Raw genomic sequence first — 19,036 nt, forward strand, 5'->3', positions numbered from 1 at the left:
GCGAGCGCCAGCTACACTTACGCAGGAGATGCAAACCACATGGGCTCTTCTGACAGCAAGGAGTTCACCATCGGTAAGGCCGCTTTAACAGTAACTACAGATCCGAAGAGCCGCGTGTACGGCGATACTAATCCTGCTTTCACTGGTTCTATCACCGGTATCCAGAACAGCGACAACATCACGGCTACTTATACTTCTTTAGCAACTGCTGCTTCTGCTGTAGGTGGCTATGCCGTCACAGCTACGCTGTCTGACCCAACAAACAAGCTGGGCAACTACACGGTGACCAACGCCGGCAACACGTTAACAGTAACGCCTGCTGCCATCTCTGTAAAAGCGAATGATGCTGCAAGAATGCAAGGTGCTGCCAATCCAATATTCACTGGTGCTATCACTGGCATCAAGAACGGTGACGCGATCACAGCCTCTTACTCTACTGTAGCCACTGAAACTAGCCCTGCAGGTGAGTATGCGATTGTTCCTGAGCTTTCAGGTGATAAGTTGAGAAACTACCAGACGCCTGAAATAATAAAAGGCAAGCTCATAGTATACCTTGTTCCTGTTATAGCCATTGTCAATCCGGCACCAACTGAAACAGGTAAAGTAGTAAGTGTTGAAGCTGCTTATACCGGTACAATTACTTCCCCCAAATGGATATGGAGTTTTAATGTTTCAGGAACAGACGGAGCTTTAGCTACTGGTAGTAAGGTTACTGGCTCAACAACTGCTCCAACAACTCCAGGAGTCTATACAGTTAAGCTCTCATATCAGAATGCTATGGGTGAAAACAAAGAATCAGAATCTGTCTTTGTTACTGTTTATGATCCGAATGGAGGATTTGTAACCGGTGGCGGCTGGATTAACTCTCCAAAAGGTGCTATCAGAACATCATCCTATGGTTTAGCAGGTGGAGATGCTACAGGAAAAGCTAATTTTGGTTTTGTTGCCAAGTATAAGAACGGCAAAACTAACCTTCCTGAAGTGGATGGCAATACAGAGTTTCAATTTACCGCTGGCAATCTAAACTTTAAGAGCTCTTCTCTTGAAGCAATGAGTCTTGTTGTTACTTCTGACAAAGCCACTTACAAAGGTGTCGGTATTATGAATGGTATCACAGGATTTAAGTTTACAGTTATTGCCATTGATGGTGATGTTAAAGGAAAGCTGAACAACGACAAGTTTCGTATCAGAATATGGGATGCTTCTAACGCTCTTGTTTATGACAACCTCGTTGGCTCTACTGGTGCTGAAGATTATACAGAAGCATCCGATTTTATCGGAGGTGGTTCTATCGTGATTCACGATGCATCTGTGAAAGGCGGTTCCACGACCAGCAAAGCAGTTGTTGCTTCTGCTGTGAAATCAGAGCTTCCTACTACGCAGTTCTACAACTATCCGAACACGTTCTCTAACAGAACAACCATTGCTTTCTCGCTGGACAAAGCGCAGGACTTCGCTTTGGAAGTATATGATGTCAGAGGCGCGTTGGTGAAAAAGGTAGTTTCTGGTGTGGCTGAGGCCGGCAAGGTATATGAGTATGACCTGGATGCCCATAACATGTCAGAAGGTATCTACTTTGGTCGACTTATAACCAGTTCTGGTGCGCAAACGATTAAGATGCTGCTGAAAAAGTAGCAGGGTATTAGAGCCCCACTAAAACAGAAAGAGGTCTTCGCTTTTCGCGGGGGCCTCTTTCTGTTTTAGTGGGGCTCATCCTGAAAGATAATGCTAACAATTTTTTCATAAGAAGAATTTTATCCTACATTTGTAGCATCAGATGAGCACAACAGCATACAATAGCACCACCTCTTTACTGGCAGCGCCTGCTGCCGGGGTTCCTGCTGTGCATCTTCACCACTTCCATCATTCCTCGTAAGAGGAATAAAACAACCATATTGCCCCCGTAGGGCCTAAGCCCGATTTTACTTTACCGACAGGTAAGGCGAAATTCTTTATTATCTTTATTCCAGAAATTAAACAATTTATATGCTACGTTTAGCAATTCAGAAGTCCGGCCGGCTTAGCGACGATTCGCTGGAGCTTATCCGTGAGTGCGGGATTTCCTTTATCAACAGTTCTCTCAAATTAAAAACAGAATGCACCAACTTTCCACTGGAAATTCTCTTCCTCCGCGATGATGATATTCCGGGCTATGTAGCTGATGGGGTGGCTGACATTGGTATTGTCGGCGAAAACGTGCTGGTAGAAGAGGGTAAAGCGCAGTTGGCGGTAGAGAAGCTGGGATTTTCTAAATGCAGGTTGTCGCTGGCCGTGCCCAAAAGTGCTGATTATACTTCAGTAAAAGACCTGCAGGGCAAAAACATTGCTACCTCTTATCCTAACTTGTTGCAGGCTTACCTGCAGGAGCAGGGCGTGGAGGCACAGATCCATACCATTAGCGGCTCGGTAGAGATAGCACCAAGTATAGGATTAGCTGAGGCCATTTGTGACATCGTGAGCTCTGGCAGCACCCTAATCAGCAATGGCCTGCGCGAAGTAGAACGTGTTTTTAAGTCAGAGGCCGTGCTCATTGCCAACCAGGGACTGAACCAGGAAAAGCAACGGGTTTTGGAGAAATTGCTGTTCCGGATACATGCTGTGCAGCGAGCCCGCAAAGCGAAGTATATCCTGCTAAATGCCCCAAACGACAGCTTGGAAACCATCAGCGCTTTGCTGCCCGGCATCAAATCACCGACCATACTGCCGCTGGCAGAAGAAGGCTGGAGCTCACTGCACTCCGTTGTGAACGAAGATGATTTCTGGGAGATTATCGAAAAGATCAAAGACGCCGGAGCCCAGGGGATCCTGGTGATTCCTATTGAAAAGATGATCGTCTAACAGTATGCGCAGACTACTATACCCCATACCGGAAAACTGGCCCGAACTGGTGACGCGGCCTACCAAGAACCTGGAGGAACTGGAAGAAGGCATTCAGCAAACCTTTCGGTTAGTGCAGGAGCAGGGCGACGCGGCGCTGATCAGCCTGGCCCAAAAGTATGATGGCGTCAGCCTGGAGGAGCTTGTGGTTTCTGCTGCTGAAATTGCCAGGGCAGAAACAATGCTATCGGTTGAATTGAAAGAGGCTATTTTACAGGCTTACAGCAATATACAACTGTTTCATACACAGCAGGCGGAACCTATTAAGCAAGTAGAGACGATGCATGGTGTTACCTGCTGGCGCAAAAGTGTTCCTATCGAAAAAGTAGGCTTATACATACCTGGTGGCACAGCGTCCCTGTTTTCTACCTTACTGATGCTGGGTGTGCCTGCCCGCATAGCCGGTTGCAAGGAACTGGTACTGTGCACGCCACCGGCTAAAGACGGCAGCATTCACCCGGCTATACTTTATACCGCTTCGCTGCTAGGAGTAACGCGCGTGGTGAAAGCGGGCGGTGCGCAGGCGATTGCTGCCATGGCCTATGGCACTGCGAGCGTACCTGCGGTGTACAAGATCTTCGGGCCGGGCAATCAGTACGTCACGGTAGCCAAACAGTTGGTAAGTAAAGCTGGGGTTGCTATTGATTTGCCTGCTGGTCCGTCTGAAGTGTTGGTGATGGCTGATGAAACGGCAAACCCAGCTTTCGTAGCGGCCGACTTGCTGTCGCAGGCGGAACATGGGGCTGATTCGCAGGTTGTGTTGCTTACTACTTCCGAGGCCCTGCTGACCAATGTAGAAGCAGAACTTAAAGCCCAGCTTAAAGTATTGCCCCGGGAAGCCTTTGCTACTAAAGCATTAAGCAATAGCCTGGGCATTGTACTGAACAGTGTTGAGGAAATGCTGACCTTTTCGAACCTGTATGCGCCGGAGCATCTTATACTTGCCTTGGCTGATTTTGAAAATATATTGGATCGGATTACCAATGCCGGTTCTGTTTTCCTGGGTAACTATACTCCGGAAGCGGCAGGAGACTATGCTTCGGGCACGAACCACACGCTGCCGACCAATGGCTATGCCCGGGCCTATAGCGGCGTATCGCTAGATAGCTTTGTGAAAAAAATCACGTTTCAGCACATTACTCCGGAAGGTTTGCAGGGCATCGGCAAGACCATCGAAACCATGGCTGAAGCCGAGGGGCTGCAGGCGCACCGGAATGCTGTAAGCATCAGACTTAAAGAACTTAATCGTGTTTAGCTTAAACCAAATACTCAGGGCAAACGTGCAGCAGATGAAAGCCTATTCATCGGCGCGCGACGAATTCGAAGGAACTGCCAGCGTGTACCTGGATGCCAATGAGAACAGCCTCGGCAGCCTGGCTGGTGAGCACTATAACCGCTACCCGGACCCGCATCAGAAAGAACTGAAATCAAAGATCGCTGCTATCAAAGGGGTACAGCCGAAGCAGATCTTCTTAGGCAATGGGTCGGATGAGGCGATAGATCTGCTGTTCCGGATGGTTTGCCGGCCAGGGCAGGACAGCATGCTGCACCTGCCGCCAACATACGGCATGTATGAGGTGTCGGCAAATTTGAACGAAGTCGCGATGGAAGCGGTACAACTTACGCCCGATTTCCAGATTCCGGTAGAAGAAGTGCTGCTAAGTATAAAACCCACTACCAAACTCCTCTTCATCTGCTCGCCCAACAACCCGACCGGCAACTTGATTGACGAGGAAAGTATAGAAACCTTACTCCGCCATTTTCATGGGCTGGTGGTGGTAGACGAAGCGTATGCTGATTTCTCAGAAAGCGCCAGCTGGACCACCCGTTTAGCCGAGTTTCCGAACCTGGTGGTACTGCAGACATTCTCCAAAGCTTGGGGTATGGCGGGCCTCCGTCTGGGGCTGGCGTTTGCGTCCGAAGAAATTATTGCTGTGCTCGATAAGGTAAAACCGCCCTACAACATTAATGAAGCGACACAGGTTCTGGCGCTGCAGGCCCTGGAACACACGGAGGCCCTGCGCGATATGGTAGAAGAACTGAAGCAGGAACGCGAATTGCTGCTGCTGGCCCTGCCTTCTCTTGCTTCAGTGGAGAAGGTCTATCCGTCTGATGCTAATTTTATACTTGTTAAAGTAACAGATGCGAATGGCATGTATAAATATTTGTTAGATAAAGGTATTGTGGTGCGTAACCGTTCTTCTATACCTGGATGCGAAGGTTGTCTGCGCATCACCGTCGGAACGCTGGAAGAAAATCAGAAGCTGTTGCAGGCAATGGCAGCATTTTAAACCTACCCGTATCAGAGTCAGCACCGTTAGTTCTGCAGTGGTGCTACTGGCTTGATACTTAACTGTGGTACTTGATACGTAAAGCATACATGAAAAAAGCATTGTTTATTGACCGGGACGGTACGATACTGGTTGAGCCGAAGACCGACTTTCAGGTAGACTCTTTTGAGAAATTCACCTTTGTCCCCGGCGCTATTGCCAGCCTGGTAAAGATCTACAAAGAACTGGACTATGAATTTGTAATGGTCACCAACCAGGACGGCCTGGGCACGGCGTCGTATCCGGAGGAGACGTTCTGGCCTTACCAGCAGAAGATGCTGAACATACTGGAAAGCGAAGGCGTGACTTTTGATAACGTGCTGATCGACCGCAGTTTTGAGCATGAGGGTTTGGAAACGCGCAAACCAAGCATCGGAATGATGAAAAAGTACCTGACCGGTGACTATGACCTGGCCAACAGCTACGTGATTGGCGACCGCCTGACGGACGTGCAACTGGCAAAGAACCTGGGAGCGCAAGCCATCTTTATTGGTGAGCAGGAGGCAAAAGGCGCTGCCCTACGAACTGAAAGTTGGGATGAAATTTATATTTTCCTGAAACAGCAGCGGACTTCGCGCCAGGCCAGTATACGCCGGCAAACATCTGAAACAGCCATACAAGTTGATTTAAACCTGGACGGCACCGGCGTGATGAACATCAAAACGGGGCTTGGTTTTTTTGATCACATGCTGGAGCAGGTAGCTAAACACGCCAGGATCGATTTAGCTATTCAGGTACAAGGTGACCTGCACATCGACGAGCACCACACCATTGAAGATACGGGCCTAGCATTGGGCGAAGCATTCCTGCAAGCACTTGGTGATAAGCGTGGCATCAGCCGCTACGGTTTCTTTTCGCTGCCAATGGACGATGTGCTGGCGCAGGTTGCCATCGATTTCAGCGGGCGCCCCTGGACTGTATGGAAGGCGGATTTCAAACGGGAGAAAGTAGGCGATATGCCTACTGAAATGTTCTTTCACTTTTTCAAGTCTTTTAGCGACACAGCCAAAGCGAACCTAAATGTTCGCGTAGAGGGAGAAAACGAGCACCACAAGATCGAAGCGATCTTCAAAGCATTAGCCCGTGCAATTCGGATGGCTGTAGAGCGCGACCTGCGCGATACCTCTATCCCCAGCACCAAAGGTATTTTATAGACCTCTTGTAATCTAAAGCAGCATGCTACGATGCTGCTTTAGATTATGTGGAACTGGAGCGGAGCCAGTCTTTCGCCAGGTCGATGTCATCAAACACCTTTATGTAGTCAGGGCTTTTAGTGTGGCGTAAAGTTTTATCGGTCGAGAGGCGGCTTAAAACACTTGGCGAGTAAATCCAGGCAAAACGTTGCAACCCTGCAGTTCGGAGAGCCGGAAACCATACTTCGCCACCCCATTTCGCAGCACCGGACCACATGCCCTCTACCAGCGTGTTATCATTCAGGATGGCTGTTATTTGTCGTTCCTTGACCAGGCGTAACATCTCTTCGCACCCGTCCACCACATCATGATGGCTCACAAAGCCGCGCCAGTTGACGTACATCCAGTCATCTTCATGTTGAAACTCTATTGCAATAAAGTTATTGCGAAATAAAAGTTCGTTCCTGGTTATTTTCATCGGATTCAAGCGTTAGGGAACTGCTAAAATTTAAAGTATGACGTAATGCGGGTATATCTTTAGCCTGGCAGCAAGTACAATTACCGGTAAGCGACGTGAAGGAAAGCTGCCTACTGCCCTAACTTCGGCTTTAAGAGTGCTTCGATAGGGAAGACACAGCAACACGCCGGCATTGTGGCAGAAATTTCGCTCCTCTTGCTATAGCCTGGGCAAAGAATATAGAGCATTAACGACAAAATTTCGGCAAAAATTTTCAGTTAAAAAGAGAGAAGATGCAAAAAAAGAAAAAAGTGAAGATAAATTTTGGAGTTCTCGCTTTAGCCTATACTTTTGTAAAAGCAAGGAGGCAGGCAAAATGCCTTCTGCGATAAACAAGCAATAGTATGACGCAGAATTTTCATAAAGCATGGTGGTGGCACGTTACAGAAAGTACCGTGAACAGCACTGCTATGTATTTGATGAAATAAAAATATAGCAAACAACCAAAGGCAATAAAGCCCGCTGTTCCTCCTGAGCAGCGGGCTTTTTGTTTAACCTATTTCTATACCTATGAGCAAGTATAACCTGTACACTACCTATAAACGCCTGCTGGCCGATACGCTGACACCCGTAAGCGTGTACCTGAAGCTGCGTGACAAGTTTCCCAACAGCATCCTGCTGGAGAGCTCTGACTACCATGGGGCCGAGAACAGCTTTTCCTACATCTGCTGTAACCCGATGGCCAGCATTAAGGCGGAGAACGAAGTGCTGACAGAAACTTTCCCGGATGGTAGCATACGCGCCACGAACATTACCAACGAAACGAATGTGCCGGCGCTGCTAGGCGCGTTCTCCAGGAGCTTTGAAGTAGAGGAGCAAAAGCAGTTCAGTTTTATCCACAACGGCCTGTTTGGTTACATGAGCTACGATGCGGTGCGCTATTACGAAGACATAAACCTGACCATGCGCGAAGGTCGGGCCGATATACCGGATCTGTACTATGCTGTGTACCGCCACATCATCGCCATCAACCATTTTACCAACGAAGCCTATATTTTTGCCCACAACTATAACCAGGGCGATGACGATGGCATTGCGCAATTAGAGGCCCTGCTCAATAGCCGCAACATTCCGAGCTATACTTTCAAAACGGCAGGCGAAGAGGAGCACAACATCAGCGCCGAAGATTTTCTGCTGAACATCGCCAAAGCCAAGCAGCATTGTTTCCGGGGCGATGTGTTCCAACTGGTGCTCTCGCGCCGCTTTGCACAAGGCTTTCAGGGTGATGAATTCAATGTATACCGCGCGCTGCGCTCCATCAACCCGTCGCCTTACCTGTTTTACTTCGATTACGGCAGCTTTAAAATCTTTGGTTCTTCACCGGAAGCACAGCTGGTAATTAAAGACCAGAAAGCCAGCATTTTCCCGATTGCCGGCACCTTCCGCCGGACAGGCGATGATGCGGCTGATGCGGCACTGGCCGAGAAGCTGCTGGCCGACCCTAAAGAGAACGCCGAACACGTGATGCTGGTAGACCTGGCCCGCAACGACCTGAGCCGCAATGGTCACAGTGTGCAGGTAGAAACTTTTCGGGAGATACAGTTCTACTCGCACGTCATTCACTTAGTATCCAAAGTAACAGGCACGTTACACCGGCAGGAGGATGCGCTGCAGATGGTGGCCAGCACCTTTCCGGCTGGCACTCTTTCCGGTGCTCCCAAGCACATGGCCATGCAGCTCATCGACCGCTACGAAACTACGAATCGTGCCTTTTACGGCGGCTGCATCGGCTTCCTCGACTTCAATGGCAACTTTAACAGTGCCATTATGATCCGCTCTTTCCTGAGCAAAGACTATAAATTATATTTCCAGGCGGGTGCCGGCATTGTGGCCGCTTCTAACCCGGATAGCGAGCTGCAGGAGGTAGATAATAAATTAATGGCGCTACGTCGCGCCTTACAACTGGCCCAAGATATTAACTAATATGGAAGTTCTGGTAATCGATAACTACGACTCATTTACTTACAACCTGGTGCACCTGCTGCAGGAACTAGGTGCTACCGTTACGGTACGCCGCAACGACAAAATCACCCTGGAAGAGGTAGGAACTTTTGATAAGATCCTGCTTTCTCCTGGCCCCGGCATTCCGGACGAGGCCGGTTTGCTGAAAGAAATCATCCGCACCTATGGAGCTAGCAAAGATATTTTTGGCGTTTGCCTCGGACATCAGGCAATAGGTGAAGTATATGGGGGTAAATTGTTTAACAGCAACGAAGTATGGCACGGTGTTGCCACGCCCGTACAGGTGGTGAATGCAGAGGAACAGCTCTTCAAAAACCTGCCCCGGCAATTTGGAACAGGCCGTTACCATTCCTGGTTAGTGGAGCAGGAGCTTCCCGATTGCCTGGTGCCTACTGCTGTAGACGATCAGGGCCACATTATGGCGATGCGCCATCGCGAGCACAATGTACGCGGGGTGCAGTTTCATCCGGAATCGGTGCTGACAGAGCACGGCAAAGAGATCATCAAAAACTGGCTGAACGGTTAGAAGTCAAAGGGCTAAAGAGTTAGAAAGATATACTTTGTACCTGTTCTTCCTTTGAAAAGATTTTTCTGGAGTGATATTCTCCTTTTGGAGCCGGAATATCTACTGATCCAGTAAGGCGGAATTAAGCGATTAGAGATAAAAGGAATTGCGTAGCATAAATTCTTTGTCTTCGGTTAAACCATTTGTCAAGAAAACATGAAAGAAATACTACAGCACTTATTTGAACATAAAACACTCACCAAATCTGAGGCTAGAGAGGTGTTGGAGAATGTAACGGCCGGTAAGTATAACCAGAGCCAGATCTCCAGCTTCCTGACGGTGTTTATGATGCGCAGCATTACGGTGGATGAATTAGAAGGCTTCCGCGATGCACTGCTGGCCCTTTGCCACCGCGTGGACCTGGACGCCTACGATCCGATAGACCTCTGCGGCACCGGCGGCGACGGAAAGGATACCTTTAACATCTCCACGCTATCTTCTTTTGTTGTAGCGGCCAATGGCGTTTCGGTGGCCAAGCATGGCAACTATGGCGTTTCTTCTTCCTGCGGTTCCTCTAATGTGCTGGAGGCTCTTGGCATTAAGTTCACCACCGATACCGATGCACTGGAGCGCAGCATGGACAAGTATTGCATCTGCTTTCTGCATGCTCCCTTGTTTCACCCGGCCATGAAGAGTGTAGGGCCGATCCGGAAGGAACTCGGCGTAAAGACCTTCTTTAACATGTTGGGACCAATGGTGAATCCGGCTTTCCCGAAAAGGCAGTTGGTGGGTGTGTTCAGCCTGGAGTTGGCGCGCATGTACGGGTACCTTTACCAGCAAACCGGCACCCGCTATACTATTCTGCATACCCTGGACGGCTATGATGAAATCTCCCTGACCAGCCCTTTTAAAGTGATTTCAGATAACCGGGAGGCCTTGCTGGACGCTGAAGCGCTAGGATTACCGCAGCTGCGGCAAGAGCAAATCAGGGGAGGTGGCACTATTGCTTCTGCCGCAGACATTTTTTTGAAGGTGCTGCGGGGCAAAGGCACCGACGCACAAACGGCCGTTGTTGCTGCCAATGCGGGCATGGCGCTGCAATGTGCACGCCCCGAGTTGCAGCTCAAAGAAGCCGTAGGTTTAGCCTCCGAAACATTGCTTTCTGGTAAAGCTTATACTTTGTTTAACAATTTGATACAGGATAAAAGTCTGGTGGAAGCGTAGTTTCGTGCCACTGTTCACCCTTCATAGTCAAGCAAAACATATGAACATATTAGATGAAATTATTGCCCGTAAATACAAAGAAGTAGCAGAGCGAAAGGAGCTATACCCGGTAAAGCTGCTGGAAAAGAGCCTATACTTTGCAACGCCTTGTATTTCGCTGGAGCGCTACCTGCTGCGCCCCGATAAAACCGGTATCATTGCCGAGATCAAACGTAAATCTCCTTCTCGTGGCGATATCAATCCCTATGTGTCGGTAGAGCGCACGTCTATCGGGTACATGCAGGCAGGTGCTTCGGCTTTGTCGATCCTGACAGATGGACCGGGCTTTGGGGGCAAGAACGAAGACCTGATGACCGCACGTAAGTATAACTATTGCCCGATTCTGCGCAAAGACTTCACCGTGGACGAATACCAGCTGGTGGAGGCCAAATCGATCGGGGCTGATGCCATTCTGCTGATCGCGGCTGCGCTAACTCCAGCCCGCGTAAAGGAGCTGGCAGCATTTGCCCGCTCGCTGGGGCTGGAAGTGCTGCTGGAAGTGCACAACAAAGAAGAACTGGATGCCGCTCTGAATGAGAATGTAGCCGTAGTAGGCGTGAACAACCGCAACCTGAAGGACTTCAAAACAGAGATCGGCACTTCTTTCGAGCTGGCGGATTACATGCCGAAAGACATCACTAAAATCTCGGAAAGCGGCATCATTAACCCACGGGTGATGGTGGAGCTCAAAGAAGCTGGCTTTAACGGGTTTCTGATCGGCGAGCGGTTTATGTATAACAGCCGACCGGAGCGCGCTGCGATGGAGTTCATTAAAGAATACAAAACCTTGCTGGAGCAGGCTCAGCAGCTAACGCAATGAAAGTAAAAGTTTGCGGTATGCGCGATCCGGAGAACATCCGGCAATTGGCTGCGCTGCAGCCGGATTATATGGGGTTTATCTTTTACGCGCAGTCCAAACGCTATACTGAAGGGTTTATTACGCCGGAGTTGCTGGCAGAAGTGCCGGCAAGTATAAAAAAGGTAGGGGTGTTCGTGAATGCCGCTACGCAGGATATCAGCGAGACTGTTAACAAGTATAAACTGGATGCTGTGCAGCTGCATGGAACGGAAACGCCCCGTGCCTGTGCCGAAGTAAAAGCATTGGGTGTGGAGGTGATCAAAGCGTTCTCCGTTGATGATCGGTTTGTATTTGAGAACACGCTACTCTACGAAACCTGTGCCGACTACTTCCTGTTTGACACGCGTGGCAAGGAGTATGGCGGCAACGGCTTTCCCTTTGATTGGGAATTGCTCAAAGGATACCTTTCGCCAAAGCCTTATTTTTTGAGCGGTGGTCTGAACCCGGACAACGTGCAGCATCTAAGTAAAGTACGCCCCAAGCCCTACGCTATTGATGTAAACAGTGGCTATGAACTGGAGCCGGGGCTGAAGCAGATCGAAAAGCTGCAGGAACTATTCAGTTTGATCAGAAGCAAATAACAACCAAGGTGCAAGCAGCTGCTTGTGCTGGTCTTACAACATAACGAAAGCACAAGCAGCTGCTTGCGCCAGGATAAAGAACATAGAAGTTATATCCATGAGCTATCACGTTAACGAAAAAGGATTTTACGGCCAATTCGGCGGGGCTTACATCCCGGAAATGCTGTACCCGAACGTAGAGGAACTGCGCCTTAATTACCTGCGCATCATGCAGGAACCTGCCTTTCAGGAGGAGTTGCAGCTGCTTCTAAAAGATTATGTGGGCCGCCCCACGCCTTTATACTTTGCAAAACGGCTTTCGGAGAAGTATAACACCAAAGTATACCTCAAGCGCGAAGATCTGAATCACACCGGCGCGCACAAGATCAACAATACGGTGGGGCAGGTGCTGATGGCCAAGCAATTGGGCAAGAAACGCATTATTGCTGAAACTGGCGCCGGGCAGCATGGGGTAGCCACAGCCACTGTTTGCGCGCTGATGGGCCTGGAGTGCATCGTATACATGGGCGAGGTGGATATTGAGCGCCAGGCACCGAACGTGGCCCGCATGAAAATGCTGGGTGCGACGGTAGTACCGGCCACCAGCGGAAGCAGAACCTTGAAAGATGCAACAAACGAGGCTATTCGCGACTGGATCAATAATCCCGAAGATACCTATTACATCATCGGTTCGGTGGTAGGTCCGCATCCGTACCCCGATATGGTAGCGCGTTTCCAGGCCGTGATTTCGGAGGAAATGCGAAAGCAACTGCTGGAGAAGGAAGGCACAGAACTTCCGAATTATGTCGTAGCCTGCGTTGGTGGCGGCAGCAATGCAGCAGGTGCTTTTTACCATTACCTGGATGAACCGGACGTGCAACTGATCGCGGTGGAAGCAGCTGGCAAAGGGATTAACTCCGGGGAGTCGGCGGCAACGTCGGTGCTCGGCAAGGACGGCATCATTCACGGTAGCCGCACGCTGCTGATGCAAACTGAGGACGGACAGGTAACGGAGCCATACTCCATCTCGGCCGGACTGGATTACCCGGGTGTGGGACCGCTGCATGCGCACCTGTTTGTAAGCCAGCGAGCCCGCTTTATGAGTGCTACAGACGAAGAGGCGCTGCAAGCTGTGTTAGAACTGACCAGGCTGGAGGGCATCATCCCGGCCTTGGAAAGTGCCCATGCTTTAGCCGTGCTGAACCAACTGCAGGCCGGCCCAGATGAGATTGTGGTCATCAATCTCTCCGGACGTGGCGACAAAGATCTCTCTACTTACCTCACGTATTTCCACTTCGATGAAAAATAGAATCAAAAGCCTGTTTGCTCAAAAGCCTAAACAGCTGTTATCAGTATACTTTACAGCCGGCTTCCCGAACCTCAACGATACGGAAACCATCATCCTGGAGCTGGAGAAAAACGGCGTCGACCTGATTGAGATAGGCATGCCTTTTTCTGATCCGCTCGCGGACGGCCCGACCATTCAACAGAGCAGTACAGTGGCGCTGCGCAACGGCATGACCATTCCAAAACTGTTTGAGCAGCTGCAGAATATTCGCCAGAAAACGCAGATCCCGTTGGTGCTGATGGGCTACCTTAACCCGGTGATGCAATACGGCGTAGTGCGTTTCTGCCAGAAAGCGAGTGAGATTGGCATCGATGGCATCATTTTACCGGACCTGCCGCTGCAAATGTATGTGGATGAGTATAAGGCCCTTTTTGAGGAGTACAACCTGAGTAAAGTGTTCCTGATCACGCCGCAGACACCCGAGGAGCGCATCCGCGAGATCGACACCCATACGAATGGCTTCATCTACATGGTCTCTTCTGCTTCCACTACAGGAAAAACCATTGGCTTAGCAGAGCAGAGCGAAGCGTATTTTCAGCGCGTAGCGGGCATGCAACTGCAAAACCCTGGCGTGATTGGCTTCGGCATCCACGATAAAGAGACGTTTGCAGCCGCCTGTCATCATGCCAGCGGAGCCATCATAGGCAGTGCTTTTGTTAAAGCATTGCAGCAGGAGGGAAGCCTTGAGCAAAATATTTCCACATTTATCCAACGCATCAAACACTAACATGATCATACAACTGCAACAAGGCATCCCTGCCGATGTAAAAGAAAATATTTTGCAGCAGGTAAAAAACATCGGGTATAAAGCCAACGAGGTAAAGACACAGCACGGCGAATACTTGGTTGCCATAGGCAAGAAAGATTTTGATATTCGCGTGATCGGGCAATTGCCGGGTGTGGCTGACATTCACCGTGTTTCAGAAGAGTATAAACTGATCTCGCGCAAATGGAAAGTGGAGCCGACCCGCATTGATCTCGGTGATGGCGTAACCATAGGCGAAGGCAGCTTTAGTATAATGGCCGGCCCCTGCTCCATCGAAAATGAAAAGCAGATTGAACTGGTGGTGAAACACCTCAAGGAAAACAATGTGAAGATCATGCGCGGCGGCGTGTTCAAGCCCCGCAGCTCGCCGTACGCTTTCCGTGGGCTGGGAATTGAAGGGCTGCAGCTTTTCCACCGCATCTGCCGCGAAAATGGGATTAAGATTATTACGGAGGTAATGCAGGTATCACAGATAGAGGAGATGATGGACTATGTGGATGTGTTTCAGGTAGGCGCACGCAACAGCCAGAACTTTAACCTGCTCGACTCGCTGGGAGAAGCACAAAAACCGGTGCTGTTGAAGCGCGGTATTTCAGGTACCATCGAAGAACTGCTGCAGGCAGCGGAATACATTTTTTCGAACGGCAACGAGAACATCATGCTTTGCGAACGCGGTATCCGCGGCTATGAAAAAGCCTATCGTAATATACTGGACCTGAATGCTGTGCCGGTGCTGAAAGAGAAAACCCACCTGCCTGTGATCGTTGATCCGTCGCATGGTATCGGTCTGCGCGATTATGTGGCTGACATGGCCCTGGCAGCAGTGATGGCCGGGGCGGACGGTGTGATCTACGAAACACACCAGAAACCGGAAGAAGCTTTCTCGGACGGACAGCAAACCCTCAACTTCAAGGAATCGGAACGCCTTATCAGCCGAATGCGGCAAGCGTATGCGCTGCGGGAAAGCTTTTAAATGGGTTAAACTTTATTATGTGGTGTCAGTTTAAAGTATAAGTTGTAATTTGCATCCATGAAAAAACAACAAGCTTCTTGGTACGTGCCATCGAGTCGTAACTCCGAATAACTTCGGAGCCAAGTGCTTTTATGATTATACTTCAATCAGAAATAAAAAGCCTGCCTCCGAATAGGGTGCAGGCTTTTTATTTGATGATGCAATAAAGAGTAAGTATGGCGGGCGTGCCTGCTAACAAGTTTCAAAACAGTTTACTCAAAAATAGATCATGACCCCACTGATAGCAGACCTGAACCTGAATGACTTGAAGGCACAGCACCCCAGCGATATTGCCGAAGTACTGGAGGAACTGAATGAAAAGGAGCGCCTGCTGGCTTTCCTGCTACTGCCGGGGGAACTGAAGTCGGAGGTATTTACTTACTTCAACTACTCCACGCAGGAGGATGTGCTCAAAAAGCTGGGCTCTACCGATACGGCTGAAATGCTGGAGAACATGGCTCCGGACGATAGAACGGAGATCTTCGAGAACTTCCCGGACCTGCTTATCAAAGAGTCGATTAACCTGCTTTCGCCGGAAGAGAAACGTATTGCCCTGAACCTGCTTGGCTATCCCGAAAAGAGCATTGCCCGCCTGATGACGCCCTATTACATTCAGGCTAAAAAAGGCTGGACAGTGCAGCAGGCTCTTACCAACATCCGGCGCTTTGGAAAAAAGGCAGAGACCCTGAACCACATCTATGTGGTAGACAAAGACAACAAGCTTATTGACGACATCCGCATTGGCAAGCTGCTCATGGCCCAGGAAGACCAAACCATCGAATCGCTGATGGACTATCAGTTTGTGAGCCTCACTACTACTATGAGCCGCGACGAAGCCATCGAGCAGTTCAACAAGTATGACCGTGCCGTAATGCCTGTAGTCTCCGAAAAAGGCGTGCTGGTGGGCATTGTAACGTTCGACGATATCTTTGATGAGATCGAGCGACGCGATACCGAGGATATTCAGAAATTTGGTGGTCTGGAGGCTTTGGAGCTGTCTTATACCGAAACGCCTTTGCTCACGCTCGTGCGCAAGCGGGCAAGCGTGTTGCTCATCCTGTTTTTGGGGGAGATGCTCACGGCTTCAGCCATGGGTTTTTTTGAAGACGAGCTGAACAAAGCGGTGGTGCTGGCGCTGTTCATTCCGCTCATTATCAGTAGCGGCGGCAATTCCGGTTCTCAGGCGGCCACACTTATTGTGCGTGCTATGGCTATCAGCGAGCTCAAAATATCTGACTGGTGGTATGTGATGCGCAAAGAGATTCTTTCGGGCCTGTTGCTGGGTGTCATACTGGGTGGTATTGGCTTACTGCGCATCGTTACCTGGCAATATGTGGGCTTATACAACTATGGCGAACACTATTTGCTGGTAGGCTTAACGGTTGGCTTTTCACTGATTGGTATTGTGTTGTGGGGTACGTTGTCTGGTTCTATGATCCCGTTTCTGCTCCAGAAACTACACTTGGATCCCGCCACTTCCTCGGCTCCCTTTGTGGCCACGCTGGTAGACGTAACAGGCCTGGTGATCTATTTTACCATTGCTGCTTCACTGCTTAGTGGCACCTTGTTGTAGGTAACGCTAAAATAATTCTGATTTAGCTGTACATTCATCCCCTGGTTCGCTATATTTGCATACATGACAGGCACAATGGCACATCTGCATCATCATTCTGCACGAAGCAATTGTTTCGGAGCCGCCAGCCTGTGGATTTGCTAGAAGTATAAAATAGAAATATCCAAAAGCCTGACTCCGAACAGAGTCAGGCTTTTTTATTATTCAGTTTTAAACCTATAAGGTTTAGAGAGACACAGCAAACCTAATCTAACATCTATAGAGATGAACCTAGTTATAGTTGATTACAAAGCAGGTAATGTGCAGTCGGTGTTGTTTGCGCTGGAGCGGTTGGGCGTACAGGCAACCCTGAGCAGCGACTTCGAAACGATCAAAGCGGCGGACAAAGTGATTTTTCCGGGCGTAGGCGAAGCCTCCTCGGCTATGGCGCAGCTTCGGGCCCAAAACTTGGACAAGCTGCTGCCAGAACTACAGCAGCCTTTTTTCGGTGTATGCCTGGGCATGCAACTGCTTTGCCAACACTCCGAAGAAGGAGAGACAGATTTGCTGGGTATCATCCCACTATCTGTAAAACGTTTTGAGACAGAGCTGAAGGTGCCGCACATGGGGTGGAATCAATTGGAGAGCCTGAATTCACCATTATTTGCCGGTCTGCCAGAGCAGGAGTTTGTTTATTATGTGCACAGTTATTACGTGCCGCTGTCTGCTTATACTATTGCGCAAACCAACTATCCCGATCCTTTTTCAGCCGCTTTGCAGTATAAGAATTTTTACGCCGCGCAGTTTCACCCCGAAAAGAGCGGGCCTGCCGGCGCTCAGATTTTAAAGAACTTTTTAGCCTTATGATGGAAATCATCCCTGCCATAGACCTGATCGGCGGACAATGCGTGCGCCTCACCGAGGGCGACTTCGCCCGGCAAACGACCTACGACAGCAACCCCCTGGAGGTAGCCAAGCGCTTTGAGAGCCACGGCATCAAACGCCTGCACCTGGTGGATTTGGACGGTGCGCGCGCCCGAAAACCCGTGAATCTTGCCGTATTGGAAAATATTGCTTCTAACACAAACTTAACGATTGATTTTGGCGGCGGCTTGCAGTCTGAGGAAGCGGTGAGGCAAGCTTTTGATGCTGGTGCGGCGCAAATTACGGCTGGCAGCATTGCTGTGCGTGAGCCGGAGACGGTGAAAGCCTGGCTACTAAAGTATGGCGCAGAGAAGATCATCATTGGCGCAGATTTCAAAGGCACCAACATCGCTATTAGTGCCTGGACGGAGGAGAGCAAATACCCGCTGCAGGACTTCATGTCGGGCTATGTAAAAACTGGAGCCAAACTATTCATCTGCACCGACGTGAGCAAAGATGGCAAACTGCAAGGGCCAGCCACTAATACTTACCGCCACCTGAAGCTGACCTTGCCCGAAGCCAATGTGATTGCCAGCGGTGGCGTAACTACGCTGGCCGACTTGGAGGAGCTACAGGAGATTGGCGTAAAAGGGGCCATCATTGGCAAAGCCATTTATGAAGGCACCATTGCTTTAAAAGACTTAGCACCATTTATATGTTAACTAAACGCATTGTACCCTGCCTTGACATTAAGAACGGCCGCTGCGTAAAGGGCGTGCAGTTTGAGAATATCCGCGATGCCGGCGACCCGGTGGAACTGGCTAAATGGTATGCTCAGCAGGGAGCCGATGAACTGGTGTTCCTGGATATTACAGCTACCAACGAAGAGCGGAAGACCTTTGCCGAGTTGGTGCGCGACATAGCCCGCCACATCGATATACCCTTCACTGTAGGCGGTGGCATTGGAGCGGTAGCGGACGTAGAGGTGCTGCTGCAGAATGGGGCTGACAAGGTTTCAATCAACTCTGCCGCCATCCGAAATCCGAAACTGGTAGAGGAGCTGGCGAGTCGCTTTGGCAGTCAGTGTGTGACGGTAGCCGTAGATACCAAGTATACTGACAGCACCGGTTGGAAAGTATACGCCCGCGCCGGCACCCTAGAAACGGAGCATGCCACCGTAAACTGGTGCCGTCAGGTAACCGATCTTGGCGCTGGCGAGATCCTGCTGACGAGCATGAACAACGACGGCACCAAAGCAGGCTTTGCCCTGGACATTACCCGCACTGTATCTGAAGCTGTTTCAGTGCCGGTTGTAGCCTCCGGTGGCGCAGGCACCATGCAACACTTTGCCGATGTGTTTGAACAAGCAAGTGCAGATGCGGCCTTGGCAGCCAGCCTCTTTCACTTCCGCGAACTGGAGATCCCGGACCTGAAACGCTTCCTCAAAGAGCAGGGCATAGATGTGCGAACTAAAACAAGATGAAGAGT

At 49.9% G+C, this 19,036-nt stretch carries 18 protein-coding genes; 17 read left to right on the forward strand and 1 reads right to left on the reverse strand.

Going from position 1 to position 19,036, the window contains the following annotated elements; genetic code table 11:
• From ABDW72_RS19810 to hisB, 5 genes are all read left to right on the forward strand, one after another.
• Nucleotides 1-1,635: MBG domain-containing protein (locus ABDW72_RS19810; protein WP_347160362.1), on the forward strand; the 1,635-nt coding region annotated here is incomplete at its 5' end.
• Nucleotides 1,636-1,986: 351 nt separating this feature from the next.
• The gene (hisG, locus tag ABDW72_RS19815) at nt 1,987-2,838 is read left to right on the forward strand and encodes an ATP phosphoribosyltransferase (RefSeq protein ID WP_347160363.1); all 852 of its coding nucleotides are present in this window, start codon (nt 1,987-1,989) and stop codon (nt 2,836-2,838) included.
• Nucleotides 2,839-2,842: 4 nt separating this feature from the next.
• Nucleotides 2,843-4,132 carry a histidinol dehydrogenase gene (gene hisD / locus ABDW72_RS19820; protein ID WP_347160365.1) on the forward strand — a complete coding sequence of 430 codons (1,290 nt, stop codon included), beginning with the start codon at nt 2,843-2,845 and terminating at the stop codon, nt 4,130-4,132.
• A complete protein-coding gene (gene hisC, locus ABDW72_RS19825; RefSeq protein ID WP_347160367.1) occupies nt 4,125-5,168 on the forward strand; it encodes a histidinol-phosphate transaminase in 1,044 nt (347 codons plus the stop codon). Before hisD ends, hisC begins: the two co-directional genes overlap by 8 nt.
• A gap of 89 nt (nt 5,169-5,257) precedes the next feature.
• Nucleotides 5,258-6,361 carry a bifunctional histidinol-phosphatase/imidazoleglycerol-phosphate dehydratase HisB gene (hisB, locus tag ABDW72_RS19830; RefSeq protein ID WP_347160368.1) on the forward strand — a complete coding sequence of 368 codons (1,104 nt, stop codon included), beginning with the start codon at nt 5,258-5,260 and terminating at the stop codon, nt 6,359-6,361.
• 43 nt (nt 6,362-6,404) lie between these two features.
• Here hisB and ABDW72_RS19835 read toward each other — a convergent pair whose 3' ends face one another.
• Complete coding sequence (locus ABDW72_RS19835; protein WP_347160369.1) at nt 6,405-6,818, reverse strand: hypothetical protein; 414 nt, start codon at nt 6,816-6,818, stop codon at nt 6,405-6,407.
• Nucleotides 6,819-7,367: 549 nt separating this feature from the next.
• Here ABDW72_RS19835 and ABDW72_RS19840 point away from each other — a divergent pair.
• From ABDW72_RS19840 to hisF, 12 genes are all read left to right on the forward strand, one after another.
• A complete protein-coding gene (locus tag ABDW72_RS19840; protein ID WP_347160370.1) occupies nt 7,368-8,780 on the forward strand; it encodes an anthranilate synthase component I family protein in 1,413 nt (470 codons plus the stop codon).
• A 1-nt stretch (nt 8,781) separates the two neighbouring features.
• The gene (locus tag ABDW72_RS19845) at nt 8,782-9,345 is read left to right on the forward strand and encodes an anthranilate synthase component II (protein ID WP_347160372.1); all 564 of its coding nucleotides are present in this window, start codon (nt 8,782-8,784) and stop codon (nt 9,343-9,345) included.
• Nucleotides 9,346-9,540: 195 nt separating this feature from the next.
• Nucleotides 9,541-10,548 (forward strand): anthranilate phosphoribosyltransferase, encoded by a 1,008-nt coding sequence (trpD, locus tag ABDW72_RS19850; protein ID WP_347160374.1) that lies wholly within the window; start codon nt 9,541-9,543, stop codon nt 10,546-10,548.
• A 40-nt stretch (nt 10,549-10,588) separates the two neighbouring features.
• Nucleotides 10,589-11,407, forward strand: coding sequence for an indole-3-glycerol phosphate synthase TrpC (trpC, locus tag ABDW72_RS19855; protein ID WP_347160375.1), 819 nt, complete (start codon nt 10,589-10,591; stop codon nt 11,405-11,407).
• The gene (locus ABDW72_RS19860) at nt 11,404-12,027 is read left to right on the forward strand and encodes a phosphoribosylanthranilate isomerase (protein WP_347160376.1); all 624 of its coding nucleotides are present in this window, start codon (nt 11,404-11,406) and stop codon (nt 12,025-12,027) included. Before trpC ends, ABDW72_RS19860 begins: the two co-directional genes overlap by 4 nt.
• A gap of 97 nt (nt 12,028-12,124) precedes the next feature.
• Entirely contained in the window at nt 12,125-13,315 is a 1,191-nt protein-coding gene (gene trpB / locus ABDW72_RS19865; protein WP_347160377.1) for a tryptophan synthase subunit beta, read from the forward strand.
• The gene (gene trpA, locus ABDW72_RS19870; RefSeq protein ID WP_347160378.1) at nt 13,305-14,081 is read left to right on the forward strand and encodes a tryptophan synthase subunit alpha; all 777 of its coding nucleotides are present in this window, start codon (nt 13,305-13,307) and stop codon (nt 14,079-14,081) included. Before trpB ends, trpA begins: the two co-directional genes overlap by 11 nt.
• Nucleotide 14,082: 1 nt before the next feature.
• Complete coding sequence (locus ABDW72_RS19875; RefSeq protein WP_347160379.1) at nt 14,083-15,093, forward strand: bifunctional 3-deoxy-7-phosphoheptulonate synthase/chorismate mutase; 1,011 nt, start codon at nt 14,083-14,085, stop codon at nt 15,091-15,093.
• A gap of 268 nt (nt 15,094-15,361) precedes the next feature.
• Complete coding sequence (gene mgtE / locus ABDW72_RS19880) at nt 15,362-16,705, forward strand: magnesium transporter (RefSeq protein WP_347160380.1); 1,344 nt, start codon at nt 15,362-15,364, stop codon at nt 16,703-16,705.
• A gap of 264 nt (nt 16,706-16,969) precedes the next feature.
• On the forward strand, nt 16,970-17,551 hold the full coding sequence (hisH, locus tag ABDW72_RS19885; protein ID WP_347160381.1) for an imidazole glycerol phosphate synthase subunit HisH: 582 nt from the start codon (nt 16,970-16,972) through the stop codon (nt 17,549-17,551).
• Nucleotides 17,548-18,270, forward strand: coding sequence for a 1-(5-phosphoribosyl)-5-[(5-phosphoribosylamino)methylideneamino]imidazole-4-carboxamide isomerase (gene hisA / locus ABDW72_RS19890; RefSeq protein WP_347160382.1), 723 nt, complete (start codon nt 17,548-17,550; stop codon nt 18,268-18,270). Before hisH ends, hisA begins: the two co-directional genes overlap by 4 nt.
• On the forward strand, nt 18,264-19,031 hold the full coding sequence (gene hisF, locus ABDW72_RS19895) for an imidazole glycerol phosphate synthase subunit HisF (RefSeq protein WP_347160383.1): 768 nt from the start codon (nt 18,264-18,266) through the stop codon (nt 19,029-19,031). Before hisA ends, hisF begins: the two co-directional genes overlap by 7 nt.
• Nucleotides 19,032-19,036: the final 5 nt, after the last annotated feature.

Origin of the sequence: Pontibacter chitinilyticus (assembly GCF_039748935.1) — a bacterium.
Classification (GTDB): Bacteria; Bacteroidota; Bacteroidia; order Cytophagales; family Hymenobacteraceae; genus Pontibacter; species Pontibacter chitinilyticus.

Coding starts and splice junctions, on each gene's coding strand:
- mgtE (WP_347160380.1), top strand. CDS start 15,362: ATGACCCCACTGATAGCAGACCTGAACCTGAATGACTTGAAGGCACAG.
- hisH (WP_347160381.1), top strand. CDS start 16,970: ATGAACCTAGTTATAGTTGATTACAAAGCAGGTAATGTGCAGTCGGTG.
- hisD (WP_347160365.1), top strand. CDS start 2,843: ATGCGCAGACTACTATACCCCATACCGGAAAACTGGCCCGAACTGGTG.
- ABDW72_RS19835 (WP_347160369.1), bottom strand. CDS start 6,818: ATGAAAATAACCAGGAACGAACTTTTATTTCGCAATAACTTTATTGCA.
- trpD (WP_347160374.1), top strand. CDS start 9,541: ATGAAAGAAATACTACAGCACTTATTTGAACATAAAACACTCACCAAA.
- ABDW72_RS19845 (WP_347160372.1), top strand. CDS start 8,782: ATGGAAGTTCTGGTAATCGATAACTACGACTCATTTACTTACAACCTG.
- trpC (WP_347160375.1), top strand. CDS start 10,589: ATGAACATATTAGATGAAATTATTGCCCGTAAATACAAAGAAGTAGCA.
- hisA (WP_347160382.1), top strand. CDS start 17,548: ATGATGGAAATCATCCCTGCCATAGACCTGATCGGCGGACAATGCGTG.
- ABDW72_RS19875 (WP_347160379.1), top strand. CDS start 14,083: ATGATCATACAACTGCAACAAGGCATCCCTGCCGATGTAAAAGAAAAT.
- hisF (WP_347160383.1), top strand. CDS start 18,264: ATGTTAACTAAACGCATTGTACCCTGCCTTGACATTAAGAACGGCCGC.
- trpB (WP_347160377.1), top strand. CDS start 12,125: ATGAGCTATCACGTTAACGAAAAAGGATTTTACGGCCAATTCGGCGGG.
- ABDW72_RS19860 (WP_347160376.1), top strand. CDS start 11,404: ATGAAAGTAAAAGTTTGCGGTATGCGCGATCCGGAGAACATCCGGCAA.
- ABDW72_RS19840 (WP_347160370.1), top strand. CDS start 7,368: ATGAGCAAGTATAACCTGTACACTACCTATAAACGCCTGCTGGCCGAT.
- trpA (WP_347160378.1), top strand. CDS start 13,305: ATGAAAAATAGAATCAAAAGCCTGTTTGCTCAAAAGCCTAAACAGCTG.
- hisG (WP_347160363.1), top strand. CDS start 1,987: ATGCTACGTTTAGCAATTCAGAAGTCCGGCCGGCTTAGCGACGATTCG.
- hisB (WP_347160368.1), top strand. CDS start 5,258: ATGAAAAAAGCATTGTTTATTGACCGGGACGGTACGATACTGGTTGAG.